This is a genomic window from Microbulbifer maximicatervae (SeqCode), from assembly GCF_052467615.1.
Genome location: NZ_CP174319.1, coordinates 1818988 through 1841761, shown reverse-complemented (window position 1 = coordinate 1841761; position 22774 = coordinate 1818988). Strand labels below are relative to the sequence as shown.

General features: G+C 47.7%; 16 protein-coding genes. 8 read left to right on the top strand and 8 right to left on the bottom strand.

The window, feature by feature from the left end:
• Positions 1 to 189: 189 nt before the first annotated feature.
• Entirely contained in the window at positions 190 to 588 is a 399-nt protein-coding gene (locus ACJJIM_RS08325) for a GNAT family N-acetyltransferase (RefSeq protein ID WP_444913387.1), read from the top strand.
• Positions 589 to 1077: 489 nt separating this feature from the next.
• Positions 1078 to 1395 carry a heavy metal-binding domain-containing protein gene (locus ACJJIM_RS08320; protein ID WP_444912960.1) on the top strand — a complete coding sequence of 106 codons (318 nt, stop codon included), beginning with the start codon at positions 1078 to 1080 and terminating at the stop codon, positions 1393 to 1395.
• Between the two features lie 12 nt (positions 1396 to 1407).
• Here ACJJIM_RS08320 and ACJJIM_RS08315 read toward each other — a convergent pair whose 3' ends face one another.
• On the bottom strand, positions 1408 to 2469 hold the full coding sequence (locus tag ACJJIM_RS08315; RefSeq protein ID WP_444912959.1) for an FAD-dependent oxidoreductase: 1062 nt from the start codon (positions 2467 to 2469) through the stop codon (positions 1408 to 1410).
• A gap of 272 nt (positions 2470 to 2741) precedes the next feature.
• On the opposite strand from ACJJIM_RS08315, the gene ACJJIM_RS08310 reads away from it, so the two are divergent.
• The 5 genes from ACJJIM_RS08310 to pbpC all read left to right on the top strand — a co-directional run bounded on the left by ACJJIM_RS08310 (position 2742) and on the right by pbpC (position 11839).
• Entirely contained in the window at positions 2742 to 3161 is a 420-nt protein-coding gene (locus ACJJIM_RS08310; protein WP_444912958.1) for a hypothetical protein, read from the top strand.
• Between the two features lie 275 nt (positions 3162 to 3436).
• A complete protein-coding gene (locus ACJJIM_RS08305) occupies positions 3437 to 3847 on the top strand; it encodes a hypothetical protein (RefSeq protein ID WP_444912957.1) in 411 nt (136 codons plus the stop codon).
• 49 nt (positions 3848 to 3896) lie between these two features.
• Positions 3897 to 4055 carry a hypothetical protein gene (locus ACJJIM_RS08300; protein WP_282932647.1) on the top strand — a complete coding sequence of 53 codons (159 nt, stop codon included), beginning with the start codon at positions 3897 to 3899 and terminating at the stop codon, positions 4053 to 4055.
• Between the two features lie 297 nt (positions 4056 to 4352).
• On the top strand, positions 4353 to 9476 hold the full coding sequence (locus ACJJIM_RS08295) for an alpha-2-macroglobulin family protein (protein ID WP_444912956.1): 5124 nt from the start codon (positions 4353 to 4355) through the stop codon (positions 9474 to 9476).
• Positions 9473 to 11839: a penicillin-binding protein 1C gene (pbpC, locus tag ACJJIM_RS08290; RefSeq protein WP_444912955.1), complete on the top strand. Its 2367-nt coding sequence runs from the start codon at positions 9473 to 9475 to the stop codon at positions 11837 to 11839. The genes ACJJIM_RS08295 and pbpC overlap by 4 nt, the downstream gene beginning before the upstream one ends.
• A 255-nt stretch (positions 11840 to 12094) precedes the next feature.
• Here the strand turns inward: pbpC and ACJJIM_RS08285 are convergent, their stop codons facing one another.
• The 3 genes from ACJJIM_RS08285 to ACJJIM_RS08275 form a co-directional block, all read right to left on the bottom strand.
• Complete coding sequence (locus tag ACJJIM_RS08285) at positions 12095 to 13006, bottom strand: right-handed parallel beta-helix repeat-containing protein (protein ID WP_444912954.1); 912 nt, start codon at positions 13004 to 13006, stop codon at positions 12095 to 12097.
• Between the two features lie 267 nt (positions 13007 to 13273).
• A complete protein-coding gene (locus ACJJIM_RS08280) occupies positions 13274 to 13876 on the bottom strand; it encodes a nitroreductase family protein (RefSeq protein ID WP_444912953.1) in 603 nt (200 codons plus the stop codon).
• Positions 13877 to 13993: 117 nt separating this feature from the next.
• A complete protein-coding gene (locus ACJJIM_RS08275) occupies positions 13994 to 14899 on the bottom strand; it encodes a LysR family transcriptional regulator (RefSeq protein WP_444912952.1) in 906 nt (301 codons plus the stop codon).
• Positions 14900 to 15002: 103 nt separating this feature from the next.
• On the opposite strand from ACJJIM_RS08275, the gene ACJJIM_RS08270 reads away from it, so the two are divergent.
• Positions 15003 to 15944 carry a DMT family transporter gene (locus tag ACJJIM_RS08270; RefSeq protein ID WP_444912951.1) on the top strand — a complete coding sequence of 314 codons (942 nt, stop codon included), beginning with the start codon at positions 15003 to 15005 and terminating at the stop codon, positions 15942 to 15944.
• A 49-nt stretch (positions 15945 to 15993) separates the two neighbouring features.
• On the opposite strand, the gene ACJJIM_RS08265 is transcribed toward ACJJIM_RS08270, so the two are convergent.
• From ACJJIM_RS08265 to prpF, 4 genes are all read right to left on the bottom strand, one after another.
• The gene (locus ACJJIM_RS08265; RefSeq protein ID WP_444912950.1) at positions 15994 to 16239 is read right to left on the bottom strand and encodes a DUF2164 domain-containing protein; all 246 of its coding nucleotides are present in this window, start codon (positions 16237 to 16239) and stop codon (positions 15994 to 15996) included.
• A 148-nt stretch (positions 16240 to 16387) separates the two neighbouring features.
• Positions 16388 to 17941: an alkaline phosphatase D family protein gene (locus ACJJIM_RS08260; protein WP_444912949.1), complete on the bottom strand. Its 1554-nt coding sequence runs from the start codon at positions 17939 to 17941 to the stop codon at positions 16388 to 16390.
• Between the two features lie 383 nt (positions 17942 to 18324).
• A complete protein-coding gene (locus tag ACJJIM_RS08255; protein ID WP_444912948.1) occupies positions 18325 to 20964 on the bottom strand; it encodes a TonB-dependent receptor in 2640 nt (879 codons plus the stop codon).
• A gap of 628 nt (positions 20965 to 21592) precedes the next feature.
• A complete protein-coding gene (gene prpF / locus ACJJIM_RS08250; protein ID WP_444912947.1) occupies positions 21593 to 22771 on the bottom strand; it encodes a 2-methylaconitate cis-trans isomerase PrpF in 1179 nt (392 codons plus the stop codon).
• Positions 22772 to 22774: the final 3 nt, after the last annotated feature.

Genomic DNA, 22774 nt, shown 5'->3' with positions numbered 1-22774 from the left:
GAGCCAGCCAGCGGGTATCTGGCTAGTCAGTTCACCACCAATCTCTGGCCAATGCTATCAACCATAGGGAGAGACAACAGTATGATACGAGCAGTTAAGGCTTCTGACTCTGCTGGGATTGCTAAAATCTACAATTACTATGTGGAGAATACCTGTATCACTTTTTAGGTAGAGCCAGTTTCTGCAGAAATTATCGCCGACCGAGTCGAAGAATGCTCAAAAAACAATCTTCCCTGGTTAGTTGCTGAGAATGAGGGCCGTTTAATTGGCTATTGTTATGCCAGTAAATGGAAAGGACGCTGTGCTTACCAGTATTCGGTGGAGGCTACCGTGTACTTGGACACGAACTATTCTTCTAAAGGCTGGGGTTCGAAGCTCTATAATGAACTGTTTAAACAGTTAAGTGAACTCAATGTCCACGCAGTAATCTGCGGCATAGCTCTACCAAATGCAGGCAGCGTAGCACTTCATGAGAAGTTTGGAATGGAAAAAGTTGCTCATTTCAAAGAAGTCGGCCGAAAATTTAGCCAGTGGATAGATGTTGGTTATTGGCAGTGCTTACTCCCCTTAAGAAAGGAGAAAGCATGAAATAAGCACATCATGAGGGAGTACATTTTAAGCAACTTTTATATACCCACATTAACCCCACTAGGGATTTTTAACCTAAATTTTACCATATCCTCTCTAATCTAAGGTCATACTGCGCGCTTTTGCGCAGCAAGGGCTATTACATTGAGTAGCCGAGACTTTATTGAGGGCACTGATTTCCCTCCCAATTTATACCAAAATAAAAGTGGACAACTTACTATAGAGAAAGTTGCAGCAATTACTGGATTGCTTTTAATTTAGCTCATATTCCATCAAAAGTTACTGGCCTATATGATCATTACACTTTTCACCCCGGAACCCTACCTCATTTAATGTAAGATAAAAGCTAAAACCCAGAAAAGGTACGGTAGCTAAAAACAAACATTCGACCACCATCAAACAATTAAATACATTCGCATAACGGATCCAGGTTAGGGTAAGATCACCAATAGAGCCAAAAATATAGGTAATTATAATTAAGGAAGTGATATGATTTTTTCAACTACAGAAACAGTACCAGGAAGAGAAATATCGGAGGTGCTAGATATCGTTACGGGCAACGTTGTTCAATCAAAACATATCGGCCGTGACTTAATGGCAGGTATAAAGAGTATTGTCGGTGGAGAGATACGAGGCTATACGGAGATGCTGACCGAAGCGAGAAACAAAGCTTTTCAAAGATTGAGTGACAGTGCCCAGCAAAAAGGCGCTGATGCCGTGGTAGGAATTCGTTTTACTACAAGTGCAATTATGGATGGCTCTTCAGAAATTCTTGTTTTTGGTACAGCTGTAAAACTAAAAAAATAGGTTGGAATGCCCCTAAAGTTCTACCGCAAACTGCCCCAGTTTTCTCCGCACCGCAGGAATAGAACTGGCGGCAGCGATTAACGCTCGAAATTCAAATCTTGCTTTCAGGGATTGTCCAGTAATCATTTTCCGGCCACGCTCAGTTACTTCAATAACCTTTTTATCTTCTTGATGGCGCAATTCAGAGTAGCCTAGGAGCTGCCCCTCAGTGATTCGTTTTGCCAATTCGGCTGCATCAGCTATCCCAAGGTTCATACCTCGACCTCCAACCGGAGAGTGGCAGTGAGCAGCATCCCCAGCTAGATGTATCCTGCCCTTTGAGTAAGTTTCCGCTTGCCGAATTGAGATTTTAAAGGTTCCCTCCCGCCTAACCCTCTTAACATCCACCTCCATCGGAAATGCTTTAATTGCATTATCACAGCTAGCTACCAGACGGTGTCGACCTTCTCCCAATGGCACCGCAACAGCGACCACGCCAGATTCCATTTTGACCAAGGTAAACTTTCTTTTAGGAGGCCAATCCCCTGTATCAACATCCGCGATTGACCACACTTCTTCCAAATCAAATCCAGGATAACTGATACCTGCAGCTTCACGAACAGTACTGCGAATACCATCCGCTCCTATGACTAGGTCAAATCGCTCCTCTTCACCATTGTCAAAAAAAGCCACTACCCCACTCTTTTCCTCGGTAAGGGTTTTGAGTTCTTTCTTGTATTCAACTTCGACTCCCATACCAGATAAAACCTGAGCCATGAGAGCTTCAGTTCTGTCTTGAGGAAGTCCAAGAATTGCAGGAAAATAGGTCCGATTGGAATGGAGGGGAAACTCTAGTGCTAAATGCGTATTTAGGTAAATGCATGCGCCCTGAACCGCGATCCCCTCAGCAATCAACTTTTCAGAAACGCCAGAGTGTGAAAGCAACTCAAGGCTGCGAGAAGTAACTCCCACCGCTCGACTAAGGGTTGAAGCGCTATCCCGGCGGTCCACAATTCTTGGCAATAGCCCTCGCCGAGCAAGCTCGACCGCTGTTGTAAGGCCCGTGGGCCCAGCCCCAACAATCAGTACTTTCACAGGCTACCTCAAATAACCCCACCTAAAAGTAAGATAGTACATATGAAAGAGTAAGGGTGACTGGCTGGTCCGAGACTCTTAATAAAAAACCTCGGTCGCCATCAGTGATCTCTTCACAGCAATACCAGTCACCGCTTGGTGAGGACGTACTTAAACTTGCGAAGTCGAAACCTCTAATATCTGGTAACGATAGACAAAAGACTCGTCTTGCCGATAATTACCCAATGTCATATCGATATTTTTATATTTCATCTCTTGGGTATAATTTCTAAATGATTACACCACTTTACGATGATGTACATGGACTCGCACTTGAGATAGTCAATAAATCCGCCTCTGGGGATAAAGCTGGGTGCCAAGACTCCCTCAACTCGCTAGAGAGACTATGCGCAAAATATGCCGGAGGCGAGCTAGATCATCCCCTACAGTGGGAGGCTCTGGGTGATTTTTCAGAAAGCTGTGAGGATGCAATACAGGCATACACCCAGGGACTTAACTGCTCCATAAAATTAGATCTCCCTTTGTATTCAGCTTCAATTGCCCTGGAAATGGCTGAACGTTTTTTGATGCTAAACAAACAAGATGAAGCCTTGGAATTTTCCCATAAAGCACGTATCTATTGTGTCAGTGCAGAGGATTACGAACTACAAGAATCGATTAATAATTTCCTTAGAAATCTAACACAGGTTTAGTTTATCCTTAAAAGCCATCCAAATTGAGTTATCATAGTTACCTAAAACAATGATTCTAAGATCACTGATCACTTCTATAATAGTCAGCCTAAGTTATACTCTGGCTACACATTACATCTACGATAGCTATTTTGGTGAAGGTGAAATTCTGAAGCTCCAGGCCTCTATATTGATGTTTCAAGCTTCAGTCGTTTTCATACCTACATTAGCTGCCTGCTTACTAGTCACATTCTGGCAAAGCAAACTCAATAGAGAGACAAAATAAGATATTCTGTATGCCCCCAACTTCAAGCATCATGGCTACCGCTTCAAAAATCAGCCTTTGCCTTATAGCAAGTTCAATAGCAACTCTTATTTCCATTATGGAGTACTGGCGAGGGCTTAATGGTAACGAACTGCTTCTAGCCAAAAGTGTCTCCGCTGTAACAGCTGCCAGGCAAAGCGGCCCCAAGTATTTAGAACCGACGCTAGTTGCCGGAAATGATGGTATTACTGAAGTTCAAGTCATCTTAATGGCTTTAGGCTTATCGGCACTTTTGGCCTTAAGTTCGCTGATAGTGGTGACGATTTACAGGGTCAGGCATGGCCATCACAAACTTTATCTGCCTTTAGCTTTCTGTTCCACAGTTCTATGCTTGGGTATTATTTATGTTGGGTTTAAGTCCGGTATTCAGTATAGTCTTTGAAGTAGGACAAGCTTAGGCTAGAACTGAGGCATAACAAAGGAATATCAAAGTGAAAAGAATTGCCACCGCACTGCTATTTTTATTTGCGGCGATTGCCTGCTACGCTTTCGGAGTCCCTGTGGGAGGAGTAATCTTCCTTGCTCTTGGCATTATCTTTGAGGGAATCTTCTGGATTAAGCTATTTAAACGTAAAAAGAAGCCAACATAGGTGTAGTGATACAACGTTATTTCGGCTAGATTCAATTAAGCTAGTGATTATCGAATAAACTACACGCCTCAACCTGGTACCATAGAGCAGGAAGGTCGCTTACTCCCTAAGCCACCTAATTGCCATCCCATCATTCCATAAATTTATTTTCCAGCCATCAGTAATCCCCACCTCACTATTGGTACGCACTTGCATCAGGAATAGATACCGAGCACGGAAACTATGGAGGAAACTTGAGACATATTTAAAGACGGACTAAATTGTGCGTCGTTAAATGGATTCTATAAGGAAATACCCATGTCCCTTCACCGCTCACCACGCTGGATTGCGGTCATTCTTCTTTGTCTTATTGCTATGGCTTGCTCACAAGAAAAGTCAGAGAAGAAACTCGCTGACACTCCCAAGCTTGCGGAAGGCGGGAGCGTTGAAGAGGGTAACAACCAGGCACAAGCTCTCAGCGCCACTGAGAAAGTGCATAAAAAAGAAGCGGCCTCTTCTAGTGAAATAAGCTCGAAAGCTGATGAAGTTCGGCGCACTTCTGAAACTAATTCTACTGAGCTGACAGAGAATGATGCTACCCCTGCACAAGTCACAGCCAGTGCCAGTACTCAAATCTCCGGGGATCACTTTCTAAAGGTCCTCCATGTTGGGGAGCGGACGTTTAAAGATGCACGGGCCATCGCTGTTATCTTTTCTGAACCTTTACTGGGCAATGCCCATTTTGGCTCCTACTTGAATCTATCCCGTGACGATGGCGAGCGTGTAGATGGTGGTTGGGTTCTCTCCGATAACCAGAAAATTCTCTATTTTCCTCATATTGAACCAGATACTCGCTATAAACTCACCGTGCTCCCGGGTCTGCCCGGCGAAAACGGCTTGGAGTTACAGGAAGAGAAACAGGAGAGGCTTCGCACCCGACGGATTGAGCCCAGTATCAGCTTTGCCAGCAATGGAAGTATTTTTCCCGCGACGGTAACTCCCGGCCTACCTGTTACTGCAGTCAGTGTTGAGGCCGCACAGATTCACTTCCATAGAGTGAAACCTGAACATTATTCCGAGTTCTTCAGGCTGATCAAAAGCCAGTCACTAAAATACTACTACCGCTTAAAGTCCCTCAATCAAGTGGCCGATTTTGTCTATAGTGCCCAGTTCGATCTCACCAAGGAGAAATATGTCCAGCGAGATTTCGACCTCTCTATCGGGCATATAAAGCCCCTGCAACAACCAGGTATCTATGTCGCGGTTATGCAGCCGGCAGGCATGTATGACACCAACCTCTATGATGTCACCCACTTCTCTATCTCAAACTTAGGCCTTCATGCGCGGTACTACCCAAACAGTGTGGACCTCTATGTTTCATCTCTGGATGAAGGGCAGGCTCTTAAGGGCATTGAAGTTGAGCTGCTCAACAACAAAGGGGAGCTAATCCAGCAATACACAACCGACCAAGACGGCCAGGTGCGCTTTGCTCTGACGCAGGAACAGGAAGACTCACAGCGCTTCTTTATCGCAAGAGATCCTGATACCGGTCACTTCTCCATACTAGACCTGCGTGAACCTGCGTTGGACCTTTCGGATTTTCAGTTGGGCCAGCGCCCTTCGAGACCGATGGAGTTTTTCATGTATGGCCCGCGAGATCTGTATCGCCCCAATGAATCGATCCAGGTGAGCGGGCTGCTGCGCAATTATGATGGTCGCTATATCAAAGACCTGCCGATCAAGGCAGAACTCATAAAGCCGGACAATACCAGCGCGCGCGCATTCACATGGCACGCCAGCGCGCCCGGATACTACGAAAAGCTTATCCCACTTCCACAAAATGCACCTACCGGTGACTGGCGCCTGGATGTTGAGCTAGCCGATGGGCGCAAAGTGAAATATCCATTTAAGGTAGAAGAATTCTTGCCAGAGCGAATGAAGCTGGTTTTGCAAGACGGTGAAGAGCGCAGTCTGGTAGAGGGCCATAAAGAATCTTTCGAACTTCAAGTAGAAGGTAGTTATCTCTATGGTGCGCCAGCGGCAAATAACCGCCTGGAAACTCTGGTGCAAATTAGCCACTATCGCGAGCCCTTCCCCCAGTGGAAAGGGTTCTTATTTGGGAACACTAATGAATCTTTGCCCACAAGACAGTTTCATGCCCCAACGATTGAGCTCAATGAGGAAGGGTTGAGCAATCTGACCTTGCGCTCTCGTTGGAAACGAGCAAAGAGCCCGCTGAAAATCAACTTGGTTTCCAGCCTGTTCGAATCCGGCGGCCGCCCGGTAACTCGCCAACATCCAGTCCTGGTATGGCCCACACACCCGGTGGTAGGTATTCGCCCAAATTTTGGAGAGGAAAACCCATCGGCCAACAGCAGGCCTGAATTTGAAATAGTGGTTGCCGACGCACAGGGCGAGCCTGTTATTGGGCGGGATCTCAAAGCGGTGTTAATTTCCGAAGACCGCCAGTACTTTTGGGTGTACTCTGCAAATCGGGGCTGGCACTATGAATACTCAAGTGCTGAATTTGAAACTTTCAGTCGCCAGCTCCAATTCACCGAAGAGCAGCCCCTGAAGCTCACAGTCCCAGTGGAACATGGCCACTACCGCTTAGAAGTCACTGATACCAATACGGGGGCAACCAGCAGCTTACGCTTCCACGCCGGCCGGGACTGGTATTACTGGTGGCGTAAGGATCAAGTAGCCAAAGGCCAGGCTGCGCGTCCGGATACCGTGGCCCTATCACTGGATAAACCTAGGTACTCTTCTGGAGATCTGGCGCAACTCACCATAGTACCGCCCGCTGACGGAGAGGCGTTGGTGTTGGTGGAGAGCGACCAACTATTGTGGTCCAAACGACTACCTGTAGAAAAGTCGGGCACCAATATCGAAATCCCAATCTCTCCTGAGTGGGATCGCCACGACACCTATATTTCTGTTACTGCTCTGCGCCCTGCGGACAAAAATGAGCGTATCGCCCCCAATCGCGCTTTTGGTCTCGCCCACCTGCCCCTGGATCGCGATCCTCGGCGTCTGCCCATTTCACTCGAAGCGCCCACGAATGCCCTGCCCGGCTCGGAAGTTGAAGTTACCATTTCTACTGACGAAAATTCTATCGAACAAAACGGAGACAAAGCCTGGGCCACCCTGGCCGCCGTCGATGTCGGTGTACTCAATATCACCCGCTTCGAAACCCCGGATCCCTTCGAGGCCTTTTTTGGACAGCGCCGTTATGGTGTGGATGTAAGGGATATCTATCATCGCATTATTGAATCCAACAGTGGCAAACTAGTAGAGCAACGTTTTGGCGGCGATGCGGAACTGGCCCGAGGCGGCGACGAGCCCAACTCCGACGTTCAAATAGTATCTTTATTCTCAGGACCCGTTGAATTTGATACTCAGGGCCAAGCAAAGGTCGCGCTACAACTACCGGAGTTTAACGGACAGCTGCGCCTGATGGCGGTTTCTTTCAGCAAAGACCGATTCGGTAGCACCGACGGAGAAGTAACAGTCGCCTCACCGGTTGTCACCCAAGCCGCCTTGCCTCGCTTTATGGCCCCTGGTGATAGCAGCACACTGGCCCTTGACCTCAATAACTTAAGTGGCCGCTCCCAGAAACTCACTGTAAATATGCAATCAGTGGGCGCGGTAGATTTGGAAATGGGTGAGCGGATGCTGGAACTGGCGGATGGTGAACGCAAAACTTTGCGCTTCCCTATCACCGCCAAAGATGCCACCGGAGATGCGGAGTTCAAACTGGTCGTGCAGGGTGCCGTCGATAAAGATGGAAATAATATCGATATCGAACAGCAGTGGCGCCTGGGCGTGCGCCCCGCTTGGCCGGCAACCACACGCAACCAGCGCAGACTCCTGTCCCAGGGCGAGAGCTTCAGTGCCGATAGCAGCTTCCTGGATTCCCTAATGCCTGGAACTGTTCAAACCCTGGTATCCCTGGACAGCCGACCGCAACTGCAGTTACAGGATCACCTATCCAACCTCCTGCAATATCCTTACGGCTGCCTGGAACAAACCTCCAGCCGGACCTTCCCGCTAGTCATGGCAACGCCGCAGCGACAGCAAAAACTGGGCCTTGAACCTCTGGATGAGAATGAGCGGGCCGAGCGTATCGACGCAGGTATTGAACGCATTTTCAGCATGCAAAAAGGGAACGGCAGCTTTGGCCTATGGAATTCCGAGTCTTCCGAAAGCCAGTGGCTAACCGCCTATGTAGTCGATCTTCTATTGCGGGCCCGGGACCAGGGAATCGTATTTGACGATAACCGCCTGGAATCCGCACTCAAGCGCCTGCAGGACTATGCCCGTGAGCGCGGTGCTTTCTATCAGCAACGCTATAGCTATAGTCCCGATTTCTATGCCTATGCCTCAAGAGCTTACGCTGCCTATGTGCTCTCACGAGTACAGAAAGTGTCTCTCGGGCAACTGCGTACCCTTTATGAAAGCGGCTCTAGCCTGACCCAATCTCCCTTGCCAAATCTGCATATGGCAATCGCTTTGCACACCATGGGCGATGCCACCCTGGCCCAGGAGGCCCTGCAAAAAGCGCTTAAAATCGAGCGCAAACGCCGCAGCTACTATGGCGATTATGGATCAGACCTACGGGATACGGCCCAAATGATCTCCCTACTCCTAGAGCACAATTTCGCAGGTGATAAAGCGGAATCCCTGGTGTTCGAACTGGCAGATCTTCTCCACGGCCGCCAATATCTCAGCACCCAGGAGCGCAATAGTGTGTTTATGGCTGGAGCACAGTTGCAACTCAATAGCAGTGCAAACTGGTCTGCGACTATGGCCAGTATTGATGGCTTGCGCGAGCTCAATAGCGATAACCCGCACAGCGCATTATTACGTGGGCGCGAAGCCGCCAGCGCACTTGAGGTAACTGCACAGATAGAAAAGCTCTATGCAGCAATCACTATCAATGGTTACAGCAAGGAGTCGCCAGAGGCGGAGATGGGTAAAGGTGTCAGAATTAAACGCAGCTACCACAATTTGGATGGCACGGAAGTCATTCCCAATCAAGTTCGTGAGGGCGAGCTTTACCTGGTGCGTTTGCAAATTGATGCGGACCAACGCCTGCCCGACCTACTTGCAGTGGACCTATTGCCCGCAGGTTTTGAGCTGGAGAATCAAAACCTGGCCGACAGTGTCAAAGTGGATGAACTCGAGTTCGATGGCAAAAGTATTGCCCAGTGGCAGGACACCCAGGACAATATCCAACACACTGAATATCGCGATGACCGCTTTGTGGCGGCACTGGATCAGCTGAGATACAAAACCACCAATCTCTTCTATATCGCCCGCGCAGTAACCCCCGGCAACTATCAGGTGCCCCCACCCTACGTAGAGGATATGTACAAACCGGAACGCTTCGCTATCGGTGAAAATCCCCTAACGCAATTGCGGGTAATCGGTAAACAGTGAAGCTGTTGGCCACTATCCGGAGAGCCTGGCAAAGCAGCAGTCGCAGAGTTCGCGCACTGCTGCTTGCGCCCGCCGCCCTCACCGCGGTACTGCTACTGCTCGACTTTGTTTTCCCTCCACCTCTTCCCGAAACTCAAGATTTTGCACGGGTCGTTGCAGATCGTTACGGCAAACCACTACGCTTCTTTGCCGACAGTCGCGGAGTTTGGAGATACCCAATATCTCGGGAAAATGTATCGCCGCGCTTTATCGAAGCTCTTCTCACCTACGAAGACCGACACTTCTATCGGCACCCAGGCGTAAACCCGCTAGCCTTATTGCGAGCTTCAGTCCAATACCTTCTCAATGGACGAGTCGTTTCCGGCGGTTCCACTCTCACCATGCAGGTAGCGCGACTACTGGACCCACACCGCAAAACTCTGCCGGGCAAAACCAAGCAGATATTGCGTGCATTGCAATTGGAGTGGCACTTCAGCAAGAATGAAATTCTCGATCTGTACCTGAACCTCGCACCTTACGGCGGCAATATTGAAGGCGTGGAAGCAGCCAGCCGCCTATACCTGCGTAAATCAGCCTCCGACCTTACCCATGCGGAAGCAGCACTGCTAGCTGTACTGCCTCAGGCTCCGAGCCGCCTGCGGCCAGATCGGCATCCTCTAAAGGCACAAAAAGCCCGGGACAAAGTTCTGAATAGACTGCAGTCATTTACCGTCTGGAGCGCTGAGGATGTTAAACGCGCTCAACTTGAGCAGGTCTATGCGGAACGCTTGGAATTCCCGCAAAACGCCCCGCACCTAGCCCGCAGGCTCGTGAATACCATCAGCGATCAAGAAGTTATTCGCACCACAATCGACGGCAACATCCAGCGCGGATTGGAAGATTTTCTACGTGATCATATGGATAGCTATCCAGCCAAAACATCTGCAGCTGTTGTAGTTTTGGAGAATTCCGATTTATCCGTGCGTGCCTACGTGGGAGCTTCTCATTTTGGTAACGGACGCCGCTATGGCTATGTGGATATGGCCAGGGCTGTGCGCTCACCGGGCTCTACGCTCAAGCCCTTTTTGTACGGACTTGCCATTGATGAGGACCTGATCCACAGCGCCTCCCTGCTCAGCGATGCGCCCCGCATCTACGGCGATTACCGCCCTGAAAATTTCCATCGAGGCTTCGCCGGCCCTGTCACCGCCACTGCCGCCCTTCAGAAATCTCTCAATGTTCCTGCAGTTCAGCTACTGGAACATTACGGCCCCGGTCGATTGGCCGCAGCCCTGGAAAATGCCGGACTAGCACTAGAGTTTCCCAGTAACGGTAGACCCAACTTGGCCATGATTTTGGGGGGCGTAGGTGCTCGTCTTGACCAGCTGACAGGTATTTATGCCGCACTGGCACGGGGAGGCCAGACTGCAGCTCCCCGCTATTTACCCGAGGAGCCCGTACGTGAAAGGCATCTGATGTCTTCTGAGGCAGCTTGGATTACATTTGAAATGCTCGCTTCCAATCGCGGAGGTTCCCGCCGTTGGCGCAATCTGGTGCGGCAAAACAAGGCAGATATCGCCTGGAAGACAGGCACCAGCTACGGCTACCGGGATGCCTGGGCGATTGGCGTAACTCCGGGCTACACCGTCGGCATTTGGGTAGGCCGACCGGATGGCACTCCCCTACCCGGTTACTATGGCTCCATTAGTGCTACACCTCTGTTGAACGCAGTTATCGCCGCATTACCAGAAAACAAACAACAGCATCTGAAAAAGCCAGATTCAGTAACTCAAGAGACTGTTTGTTGGCCGCTTGGGGGCCAGAAGACGCTCACACAAACCAGCCACTGCCATCTGCAACACAACGCCTGGTTAATCCAAGGGCGCACACCCAGAACACTATCGCCGCAAGGTGAGCCTCTGCGGGCAGCACAAACCTTTAGTTTCTTTGCAAACCGGCAAGGTATGCGGGTAAAGCCCAGTTGTATGGATTCTACTACTGAAAGGCATAGCCTAGCCCTTTGGCCAAAAGAACTGGAATCCTGGCTACCTGAAAACCAGACCCGGGCCCAACAAATTCCTCCGACGGCTCCCGAGTGTTACACCCCGACTGCAACAACGGGGACTCCACTAAAGATTATCGGAGCTGGAGATGGTAACCAGTATCGACCTACCGGCAAAAATGCCCCACTTCCGCGTTTAACTCTGAGCGCGATTGGCGGACAGGGAAAGCGCTATTGGTTCCTAAACGGTGAGCCCAAGGGCGAAACCCTCGGAAATGAAAAACTGGCACTACTTCCGGGAAGTGGTAAGCACCAAATTGCTGTACTGGATGCTAGCGGGAATGTCGATCGGATTGAGATTTTTGTAGGAAACGACAACTGATTTTCATAAAGCAGAAGACTGCCATGTCGTTTCTCTCGCAGAACATAGCCCTTAGTGTCACCCTATCGGCAATCGAGTGTCAGCATTGGCGTGGAACATCGTAGTTCGGGCTCAATTTTAGTAACTCCGCCAACTTACCCAAAATAGGGAGGACGCGAATACACAGCACACCTTAAACGCAGTATATCTTTCCGTCTTCTCCAGCAGTATCACTTACACGCTTCTACTTTCCCCAGATTAAAAGTCTCCCCGATCTTAATCCAAACAGGCAGGTTCTGCTGTTACATGAGTATTGCCAATCCAAGTATTACTTCCACTACAGGTTGGATCGCTAGGATCACGTAAATCAAATGCAGAGTTATCAAGCGACGTATTCCCTACTACTATATTATTCTCATTATCGAATCCAGCGATATTGATACCGGCTGTATCAGGCGAGCCATTTGTGCCATTTTCCATGACTATATTTTGTATTATAGAAGTACTTGATACATCCACATTGAGTTCAATCCCATTACTCGCACTGCCGGTAACAAAGTTCTGAATAACTGTTGTGTGACTTTCATTAATATCAATTCCGTTATCACCATCAGTACTGCCGACAACAGTATTTAGCTGAACCAGTGTAAACACACCATTTACCGTAATCCCCTGATCACCGGCTGATTCAATATAATTATTGATAATTTGGTTTCGATCGCCTCTAACATCTATACCATCATCATTGCCAGTATCAATAATTTGATTCCCAACAATATTATTGGAGTCACTATCAATAACAATTCCCTCTCGTGGAGAGTTTAAGATGATAATTCCATCTATGGTATGAAATCCATCTCCCTCCAGGTTTAAACCATCTGGGCAGTCGGTTATCGTCCCACCATAAACGGCACCAGATAATCCATTAACCAAAATTCCAGCAATACCTTCTAGATTTGGGTTATCACAAATAATTTCCCCGCCCTCTGCCATCGTAAGGCTTCCACTGGGTCCAGTTACTGTTACCGCATAGGGATTCGCCAGGCTCAGTTCACAATTTAGCGTTTCCGACAGGGTTTCAGCTGTTGTTATTACATCGCCACAATCAACAGCCATAACTAGTGGTGATGAAAATAAAGTAGCACTTGTGACGAAAACTGTGACTAACTTGTGGTAACAGGTGTTCATGGCAGGTCCCTCTCATTGATATAAGAAAATTGTAGGCATAAGCCACCCTTCACGTATCCAATATCAATGAAAAGAATTTATTCTGAGCCTAAGGGGGCTTTCATTATATTGCTCTATATCCCATCTATTGTATGAGCTAGTCAAGCATAACGAAACTTTGATAACGCCAGTAAATAGACACTGTAATTGCCTTTACAATTTACCCAATTAATCTTTGAGGCCTACTAAAAGAACCTCAATAGCGATTCACCCCTATTTATCATCTCCTTAAAAGCTATTCTCGAACAGGACGTCATTTATCGACAGCTGTCCACCACGCCCATTCGCAACTTTTGCCGCTTTTCCAATCACTATCATCATCCCGATCAAATAACCTTCGGGCAAATTGATCAGCTCAGCGACTCTCTCTGGGTCAAAACCAACCATTGCACCAGTGTCATATCCCATCGACTTTGCCGCTAACATCATGGTTTGTGCTGCCAATCCACAGCTTCGAATAGCCTCGTCCCGCTGTAGTTGCTGCTTACCCTTGTAGAACTCAGTTAGCATTGGCACTAACACATCCCTAGCCTCTTTCGGCGCTTCGGCCCAGTACCGCTCCGGCCGGTCGCTCCAGGCATTAATATCTGCACAAAGTATGATCAACTCAGAAGCATCTTCTACTTGCTGTTGCCCCCAGGCTGCATCTTTAAGCTGACTGCGAAGGGAAATATCTGTGACACGCAGGAAACGCCAGTGCTGAATATTGTAAGAAGTCGGCGACAACATGGTCGCCTGGACCAGACGGGTGAAGTCCTCGGCAGGCATCTCTGCAGTGATATCGAAATGCTTAACCGAGCGGCGGGATTCAACAGCTTTAAACAATTCCATAGTTTCTCTCTGACTATCGTTCGTTGATTGAATGTCGATGAGAAGAAGCTTATTGGGTTTCCCTATCGCTGATAATGGGGTTCGACGGAGACTTACTGTTGACGAAAGGTTAACAATTTACTGATCCCAGTAAGGTGTATCGCCGCCAAAGTACTCTATTGCAAAGTCTATAAAGGCGCGGACTTTGGCTGGCATAAACTGCCGCTCAGGGAAAACCGCGTAGATAGACTTGGCAGGCATCTGGTACTCCTCGAATAGAGGAATTAGCTTTCCAGCCTCAATATCTGGTCCTGCGACAAAGGTAGGTAAACGGCCAATTCCTACTCCATGGAGCAGAGCCTCCCTCAGTGCCTCGCTGTTATTTACCTGGTAGTTACCCTTCACCTCGATGGTATGTAAGTGATTGTCTTTGATAAAACCCCACTCTTTCACATCCCTGGAATAAGTAAAAATCAGGCAATTATGGGCGGTCAACTGCTCCAGTTCTGTGGGCTCTCCGAATTCCTTCAAGTAGGAAGGTGACGCACAGAGTACACTTTTCAGAGGTGCAAGTTTGCGGGCAATCAGGCTGGTATCGGGAAGGTCACCTCCGCGAATAGCGATATCAAAGCCCTCCCCCACTAAATCGACAACTTTATCGTCCAGTATCATGTCGATACTAATCTCGGGGTAACGCTTCATAAATACGGGAATTAAGGGAGCCAGATGCAATCTACCAAAGGACATAGGAGCATTGATCCGCAAGCGCCCCCGAGGCTCCCCCTGTAGCTGCAAAACTGCGTCTTGTGCATCTTTGGCTGATTTATAAGCAATGCGTGCGTGCTCATAAAAATGCTCCCCAGCCTCCGTCAGGCTCAACTTTCGCGTAGTTCTGTGCAAAAGCTTCACCCCAAGCCGCAGCTCCAACTGGGTAACCCGCTTGCTTACCGCTGATTTTGAGATGCCAAGTAACTTTGCCGCCGGGGAAAAGCCACCGGTTTCTGCCACAGTCACAAATATTGGAATCGCTGCAATTGTCTCCATAAGCGACTGTTTCCTTCTCCTCAACAGTGAGTGTCTATAATGCTGGATTATCAGTTTACCAGAAACGACATACACTTATCTCTCGCTAATAGAGGGAAGAAGCATGAGTGAGCTTACCAGGGGCATAACCCCATCAACTACAAGCCCCAACACCTCGCTCTGGTGGGTTCACTGCCTGATGATACTTTGTACACTACTGGTTGCAGGATCATTTCCTATTGGGGAGTTAATCGCCGATTCACTCCCGGCGGATTCCATGATGTTGATTCGATTCTTAATTGCGGCGGGACTATTTGCACCCTTCATATTTTTAAAGCACGGGATTCAGCTTCCAGAGCCAAAAAAACTACTGGGGTATGCACTACTCAGTATCCCATTGGTTGTCTTTTTCTGGTGTATGTTTGAAGCACTCAAATACACCACCGCAGTGAATACCGGCGCTCTTTTTACAACCGTCCCGGCGATGACTGCCATCTTTACTTTGATCATCAATGGCGAGCGAAGCAGCACCCGCAAAGTTGTCGGCCTAACCCTTGGGACTCTGGGTGCAGCCTGGATTGTATTCAAGGGGAGTATCACAACAGCGATAACGCTAGACCTAAATAAAGGGGATTGGATATTCACCTTAGGTGCTATATCGCTCAGTTTATATAACCCACTTATCAAGAAGGTTCACTCAGGGGAGCCTACAGAGGTTATGACGTTCTGGGTTATTCTATTTGGCGCGCTCTGGTTACTATTGCTCTCTTTTCCACACTTGAACCAGATTGAATGGCGAAATATACCCCCCGAGACTTACGGCGGGCTATTTTATTTAGCCTTATTCTCAACTTTAATTAGTTTTTTCCTGCTGCAATTCAGCACATTAAGGATCGGGGCAACCAAAGTTGCGGCGTATAGCTTCTTGAATCCGATATTTGTACTTATAGTGGCCATAGTATTGGAAATGGCAAACTTTAATATCAGCTTTATACCTGGAATAGTGTTGGTCTTTGCAGCCATGCTATTTATCCAGGCGGAAAAACCTAAGGAACAACATCTCTGAACAGCTTATAAGAGATAGAATCGTACTGCTATCAACAAGTGCAATATTTCTAGTCTACAGGCTTTTCTATCTCATAAATTGCATCAGAAATATCCTCCAACTTAGAGGACACTATTACCTGAGCATCATGTAAGCCCTGATTATAAAATCCGGCCCCCATCTCCTTTGCAAGAAAATCAATAAAGAACTCCGCTTCAAAACCGCCAATTTCCAGCTCAAATTCTTTAGACAGATAGCCCCTGACCTTCTCGATTAGCTCTAATTTCCGTCTCTCTTCCAATTGTATTTCGGACATACTTCTACCTTGCGTTAAAGAAAGTATGCAAGTATGACACAAATATATTAATCGTGGCGCCCCAAGCAATTATAGAATCCTCTACAACATATCTCAGGGGAGAGGTATCCAAATTCAAACCTCTATCGATTATTTGTTGCGACAATATCTAATCCACCACTTTAATTTTTGATGTCCCATACTCACTGACAATATCTCCGTAAGTATCAGCGCTCGGACCATTTATAGATTTTACTGTTTCATAGAGCCGCCACCGACCTGTAAACTGATCACTTTCAAATTTACTAATCAAGTAACCTGCCCTATTCCCTTTACGGAACTTCATATGAGGATTTTTCTTTAATGTAGTCTCGGTGCTACGGTTATCTGCGATTTCGTACCAAATAGCACCACCATCCCCGCGGGTCAGGGATGGAGCCGTTATTTCAATCGCGACATTATCTCTACCCGCATTGTAATCATCCGCAAAGGGATCTAAGGCGAGCCCTGAGGCCATTGCTTTATGTAACCCCCCGGACAAGACCACGATATTGTCTTCAAGCTCACCAAATAAATTCAATAACCAGTTATGGGATTGGGGGTATCCTCGCCAGGCACTCGGGGAGTAATTGTTCCACCATTCAAAAACCGGTGCCCCAGAGCAAACTATTCGCCAGCGCGCACTGGATTGCTTAATGGCCTGCTCAAACCATGTCGCCTGTTCCTGACCAATAATACTGCGGCCAGGGTAATCAAATTCAGAAAATATAGGTTGCCGTTTCTTGAAGTTATCCGGCATATCATTGATTGGCTCATCCCGATCATAGAAGCACATATCCAGGAAGAAGATATCAGCCATTTCACCATAAGGAACAGAGCGCCATACTCGCCTCGGCGCAATAAAACGGATTGGCATCCAAAGGAAGAAGGTTTCCATTGCAGCTTCCATCACTTCTTCGAAGTCAGCTCCGTTGATTTCCGGCCCCTCTCGCCAAACACCATTTCTCAGGTCGCCATCATCCCAAATCACCATCCAGGTGTGCATTTGATGTGCTTGCTGTAGAAATTCATCCCTTCTAATTTCAGAGTATCTAGCGCGGTAACTCTCCCGGTCAAATTTGAAGTCAGAGTACTCGAACTTACGGTAGTCACCAGAATTTGAGGATGCATAAGAGTAGTCCCCCAGGTGGATAACAGCATCAATATTCTGCTCCCGCTCCACCATATCCCGGTAGCCTACAAACTCCCCATGCTCAAAATGTGAGCAGGAAGTGACAACAAACTTAAGAAAAGAAACATCCTCGCTAGTCGCTGGAGCCAATTTTATGCGACCGACAGAAGAAGTCTGATCCCGGTACTTAAATCGGTAGGTATAATCCCTACCGTAGTTTAGTTCTGTAACATCCAGCTTAACCGTAAAGTCTTTTGATTCATCCGTCTGCAGATACCCGAATGAAACAATCTGGCCAAACGTATCGTCGAGAGCAACTTCCCAATAGACAAGGGGAGAAGCCTCCTCAGTGGTTACCCTTGTCCAAATAATAACCGAATTGGCTGTTGGGTCTCCGGAGGCTACGCCATGCATGAAGTGGCTGGAGGTACTAGCGAGCCCATCATACTCATACTCGAGCACATCACTACTGGCCCTCAGCGATGGCGCCACAGCGCTAACGCTTAACAACCCACCCCATTTTAAAAGCGTCCGTCGATCAAATCTGTTCATTGTAAGCAGCCTTGCCCTTGCCACAGTATGAATGTTGACGCGCAAGTGAAGCAAACGATGATGACAAACAGGTTAAGGCTAAACGCCCTTTAAAAACGTGAGATCCTATTCCAATGGAAAGCTAAAATTCCCCTGCAAGTATTTACACTCGCAGTTGCTTCCAAATAGCTTACAACACATGTTTTGGGGTAATTACAGCAACAGATTATTTATTGCTCTAGATAGCTCACAATAATATTTTTCCAGAACAGCTGAATTAATTACATCATTAGATCTGCGACATCATGCCGATAGTATATTGATCAGTGAGAGGTTCATTAGGCAATAAAAAAGCCGGACTGCATAATACAGTCCGGCTTTTATCATACTCGCTTAGTAACTACTTAGAAGTTGTAGTTAAAGCGCACACCGTAGCTCATAGGGGTAGAGAATGGACCAGATACCAGGCCATCACTTCCATCTGCATAGTACGGAACAACTTCGTCAGTCAGGTTGTTGCCAAAGGCTTCAACATTCCACTGATCGTCCGGGCTTACATACTTCACGGAAGCATTTACCATCCAGAAAGAATCACGGCTGTCATCAAAAGCAGAAGTATCACCAGTGGGGAACTCGTGCTTGTCAACATTCCAGTAGGTCAGGTAAGACTCATCTTCCCAGTGAATACCGACAAATGGAATGATCGCTCCACCGTAGGCTAACTCAAAGGTGTGGTCATAATTGATGGTAAAGCTGAACTCAGGTGATGCCGGCAACTCATTACCTTTCAGGTTACGGTAGAGTTCTTCGTTGCTGTTATCGTGAGCTGCGCCCCAGTCTTCAATCTCAAACAAAGACTGGTTATTGAAGTTCCAGCGGTTCACAAAGTCAGAAGTGATTTCCGTCTGCATCCAAGTGGCGAATCCGCTAATTCGACCATTCGGGTAAGGGGCCCAGTCAAATTCAAACTCCAACCCCATGATATCTGCTCTGGCAGCATTCTTAGTCAGGTAGATAACATAAGGCTCAGTTGTAATTTCGCCGGTCAAATTACCTTCATCATCCCGCTCTTCAACATAGTAGGTATATGCCGTATCCGGTGCAGCCAGCTGCATATCCTTATATTTTGAAAGGAAAAATGTGCTAGCAAGGTTTAATCGACCGTCAAGGAAAGTACCTTTTGCACCTAACTCCCACGTTATAACTGTTTCTTCATCATAATTGGTGCTAATTTCTCGCTGAACAATACGGTTACCATCACCATCCAAGATATATTCAGCTGTGTCCGCATCTTGTTCGTACTGAATTATTGTGTCCCCAAGGCCACCTGACTTAAAGCCTGATGCAATATATGAATAGAGCATTACCTCATCAGTTAAGTCATAGTCAACACCAATACGGAAGTCTGTATTTTCCCAGTCATCACTAGCATCATTAGGCGCGATAGCAGTGTAAATTGAACTATCTGCGAAATAACCAGTAGACAACTCATTGAAGAGGGCCTGGTCATACGCGGGGAAACAGCCATATTCTCCGGTAGTTTCAGTATCTGCTGACCAATCACGAGTACAGCTTAAGTTATAGCCGCCCTCGTCACTCTTCTTATCTTTGGTATAACGTGCACCAACTGTTAAATGTAAAGCATCGGTAAGATCATAAGTAGCCTGTGCGAACACCGCACTGGCTTCGATTGTCCTATCTGGTTGATCCCAAAATGTTGCATTATCGAGTGATGCAAGGAAGTAGCCATTCAGATCTGTAGTTTCTTGGAAGTAAAACAGACCTGTAATCCACTGCAGGGGGCCATCTCCAGTAGATTGCAGCTGCAATTCGTGAGAGTAAGAGATATTTTCTGAGTCGGTAATACTCATACTCATATCCCAAGTATTACGGCCTGCATCTACATCAATCAGGTTACTGCGCTCTTGAATTGCATAGCCAGTGTTATACACAAACGCCATGCTATCGCTAAAGTCCCAACGGAAGTTGGAGCGAAATGAAGACATGCTTAGGTCAAGTTCACCAGGAACATTAACCGCGACTGTGTACTCATCCGCACCAGAGCCGTAATAAGTTTCGCAATTTACACCGTCATCGCGCTCATCGGCTTTATCACAATCAATGGTGTTAATGCCGCCGGCACTGCTGTCCTGATAATGCTCAGCAACGGCATACCAGGAGATATCTTCGGTTGGTTCCCACAGAGCGCCAATACGTACTGCCTGCTGATCAACATTTCCGTAAAAATCATCGGCGTCAGCTCTTACCAGGGAAACATCCTCAGATGCCCACCAATTACCATCCTGAGTAAATGTGCGCGCTGCATCATCAGAAAGAGTGGTGGCCCCAAGAGTGTCCGCGTTGATATAACGGTTGTCATACTGGTTTGCGTCGTAGTAACCAGTTAGATAGGAATCCCGGGTCTCGTCCATAAAGGATGCGCGAAGAGCAAAGGTATCTGAAACCGGAATATTAATAACACCTTTTACCAGCTCTTGATTCCAGCGACCAAGCTCAACTCCGACTGAACCTTCAAACTCGTCAATTACCGGTCTCTTGGAGATAACATTAATGGCACCTACTGTGGAGTTTCGTCCATAAAGGGTACCCTGTGGCCCACGCATGGCTTCAACCCTTTCGGAGTCAAACATCATTGCCATAGCAGACTGAGGACGCGAAGAATAAATACCGTCAAAGTGTAAGCCAACAGCTGGGTCACCAAACTCAGTGGTATTAGTAGAGCGCACGCCGCGCATAGAAATTACTGGGGAGGACTGGGAGGCATCGTAGCCAATATCCACGTTGGGGATAGTGTTGCCCAGATCTTTTACATTCTTAATACCCTGGCGATCGAGCTCTTCTTGCGTAAATGCACTGATCGCTACGGGGGTGTCCATCAAATTGGTTTCGCGTTTGGTTGCGGTAACCGTTACTTCTTCCAGCGCCCAATCGTCATCCTGTTGGCTATCTTCCTGAGCCCAAGCCGACACTACCGCGACATTTGCCATTGCAATTGCAAAGGTAAGTGGTTTTTTAATTCTCATTGATGTCTCTCCAATCTGCTGCAAAAGGAAAGCCACATTTATTTTTTAATGAATGGCCATCCCATAGGGCCGTCGGCAGTACGGCGGCTAGGCTAAAATCTCAAAAAGAAGGGACGTAAGAAACTCAGATACGATAGAGCGGATCGCGACTAGGACAAAGAGGACTAGTTCACAATTTGTTGTCACTAGCTGCGACCAGCAAGTCAAGCAAGTACTGAAACCTTAGGATTCATACACCAGCTTTCTACGAATGTTGGGAGTTTTTTAGAGTATACCTGCTTGCTTACCCAACGCCTCGCATCCCAACAGCAGACCTTAAATATACGTACGCTGAGCAATAAAGGCTATATCTAAACAAACCTAGATGTGGCTATTAAGGCAAGCCCTGTCTCACAATGATAAAAACACAGCCTTTTTTCTCAGATAAAAAACCTACCAGAAAACACAGGAAAACCGGAAGAAAAGTTAATGTCAGGATGACTGAGATTAATATTCGCCTACAAATTTAAATATATGCGGAATATAAAATTTGATTGGATTAAAAATTTAAAACCGATTCCTAATCAATTTTTAGAGAAGGAAATTAAAAAGGGGCCAAAAGGCCCCCTATAAAGAAATCACTAAAGTCCTAAAAGCTATCGCCAGGTATTCGCACCCAACCTTCCATTAGGATTCGAGCGCTGCGACTCATAATAGCCTTGGTAGCAGTCCACTGACCTTCAACCTCTTTGGCTTCAGCACCCACTCGCAAGGTACCCGATGGGTGGCCGAAGCAAACAGAGTTGCGCACTCCCCCGCCAGCTGCGAGGTTAACCAAAGTGCCCGGGATCGCTGCAGCGGTGCCAATGGCTACTGCTGCCGTGCCCATCATGGCATGGTGCAACTTGCCCATAGATAAGGCGCGCACGAGGAGGTCGACCTCGGAAGATGCCACTGCCTTGCCACTGGATGCAGTGTAATCCTGCGGTTTAGCGACAAAAGCAACCTTAGGGGTATGATGGCGATTGGCAGCTTCTTCAATGGTAGAAACTAATCCCATCTTTACCGCACCGTGAACTCGAATGCTCTCAAACATCGCCAGCGCTTTGCTGTCACCATTAATGGCATCCTGCAATTCAGTGCCTGTATAGCCAATATCTTCTGCATTGACGAAAATCGTCGGAATTCCAGCACTGATCATGGTGGCCTTGAGCACACCTACATCGGGCACGTCCAGATCATCGACCAGGTTACCGGTAGGAAACATGGCACCCTCACCGTCGGCAGGGTCCATAAATTCCACTTCCACTTCAGCCGCCGGAAACGTCACTCCGTCCAGCTCAAAGTCCCCGGTTTCCTGAACTTCACCATTGGTCATAGGTACATGGGCAACAATGGTCTTACCAATATTGGCCTGCCAGATGCGCACGGTGCAGATGCCATTTTCTGGCACTCTGTCGGGCTCCACAAAACCGCTATTGATGGCAAAGGCACCCACGGCGGCGGTGAGATTGCCGCAGTTACCACTCCAATCAACAAACGGCTTATCGATGGAAACCTGACCAAACAGGTAGTTCACATCGTGATCGGCTTTATCGCTGGGCGATAAAATTACCGTTTTGCTGGTGCTTGAAGTAGCGCCACCCATGCCGTCGGTCTGCTTACCGTAGGGATCCGGGCTGCCAATCACGCGTAGCAGCAAGTTGTCACGGGCCTGCCCCGGCACTTGTGCAACTTCGGGCAGATCTTGCAAGCGGAAGAAAACGCCCTTGCTGGTTCCCCCGCGCATATAAGTCGCGGGGATTTTTATTTGAGGAGCAAACTTCATAAC

What these genes read in the sequence shown, in the direction of transcription:
- ACJJIM_RS08265 (WP_444912950.1), bottom strand. Translation starts at nt 16,239, where the DNA reads ATGTCCGAAATACAATTGGAAGAGAGACGGAAATTAGAGCTAATCGAG.
- ACJJIM_RS08255 (WP_444912948.1), bottom strand. Translation starts at nt 20,964, where the DNA reads ATGAGAATTAAAAAACCACTTACCTTTGCAATTGCAATGGCAAATGTC.
- ACJJIM_RS08285 (WP_444912954.1), bottom strand. Translation starts at nt 13,006, where the DNA reads ATGAACACCTGTTACCACAAGTTAGTCACAGTTTTCGTCACAAGTGCT.
- ACJJIM_RS08310 (WP_444912958.1), top strand. Translation starts at nt 2,742, where the DNA reads ATGATTACACCACTTTACGATGATGTACATGGACTCGCACTTGAGATA.
- prpF (WP_444912947.1), bottom strand. Translation starts at nt 22,771, where the DNA reads ATGAAGTTTGCTCCTCAAATAAAAATCCCCGCGACTTATATGCGCGGG.
- ACJJIM_RS08280 (WP_444912953.1), bottom strand. Translation starts at nt 13,876, where the DNA reads ATGGAATTGTTTAAAGCTGTTGAATCCCGCCGCTCGGTTAAGCATTTC.
- ACJJIM_RS08320 (WP_444912960.1), top strand. Translation starts at nt 1,078, where the DNA reads ATGATTTTTTCAACTACAGAAACAGTACCAGGAAGAGAAATATCGGAG.
- ACJJIM_RS08305 (WP_444912957.1), top strand. Translation starts at nt 3,437, where the DNA reads ATGCCCCCAACTTCAAGCATCATGGCTACCGCTTCAAAAATCAGCCTT.
- ACJJIM_RS08275 (WP_444912952.1), bottom strand. Translation starts at nt 14,899, where the DNA reads ATGGAGACAATTGCAGCGATTCCAATATTTGTGACTGTGGCAGAAACC.
- ACJJIM_RS08270 (WP_444912951.1), top strand. Translation starts at nt 15,003, where the DNA reads ATGAGTGAGCTTACCAGGGGCATAACCCCATCAACTACAAGCCCCAAC.
- ACJJIM_RS08295 (WP_444912956.1), top strand. Translation starts at nt 4,353, where the DNA reads ATGTCCCTTCACCGCTCACCACGCTGGATTGCGGTCATTCTTCTTTGT.
- ACJJIM_RS08260 (WP_444912949.1), bottom strand. Translation starts at nt 17,941, where the DNA reads ATGAACAGATTTGATCGACGGACGCTTTTAAAATGGGGTGGGTTGTTA.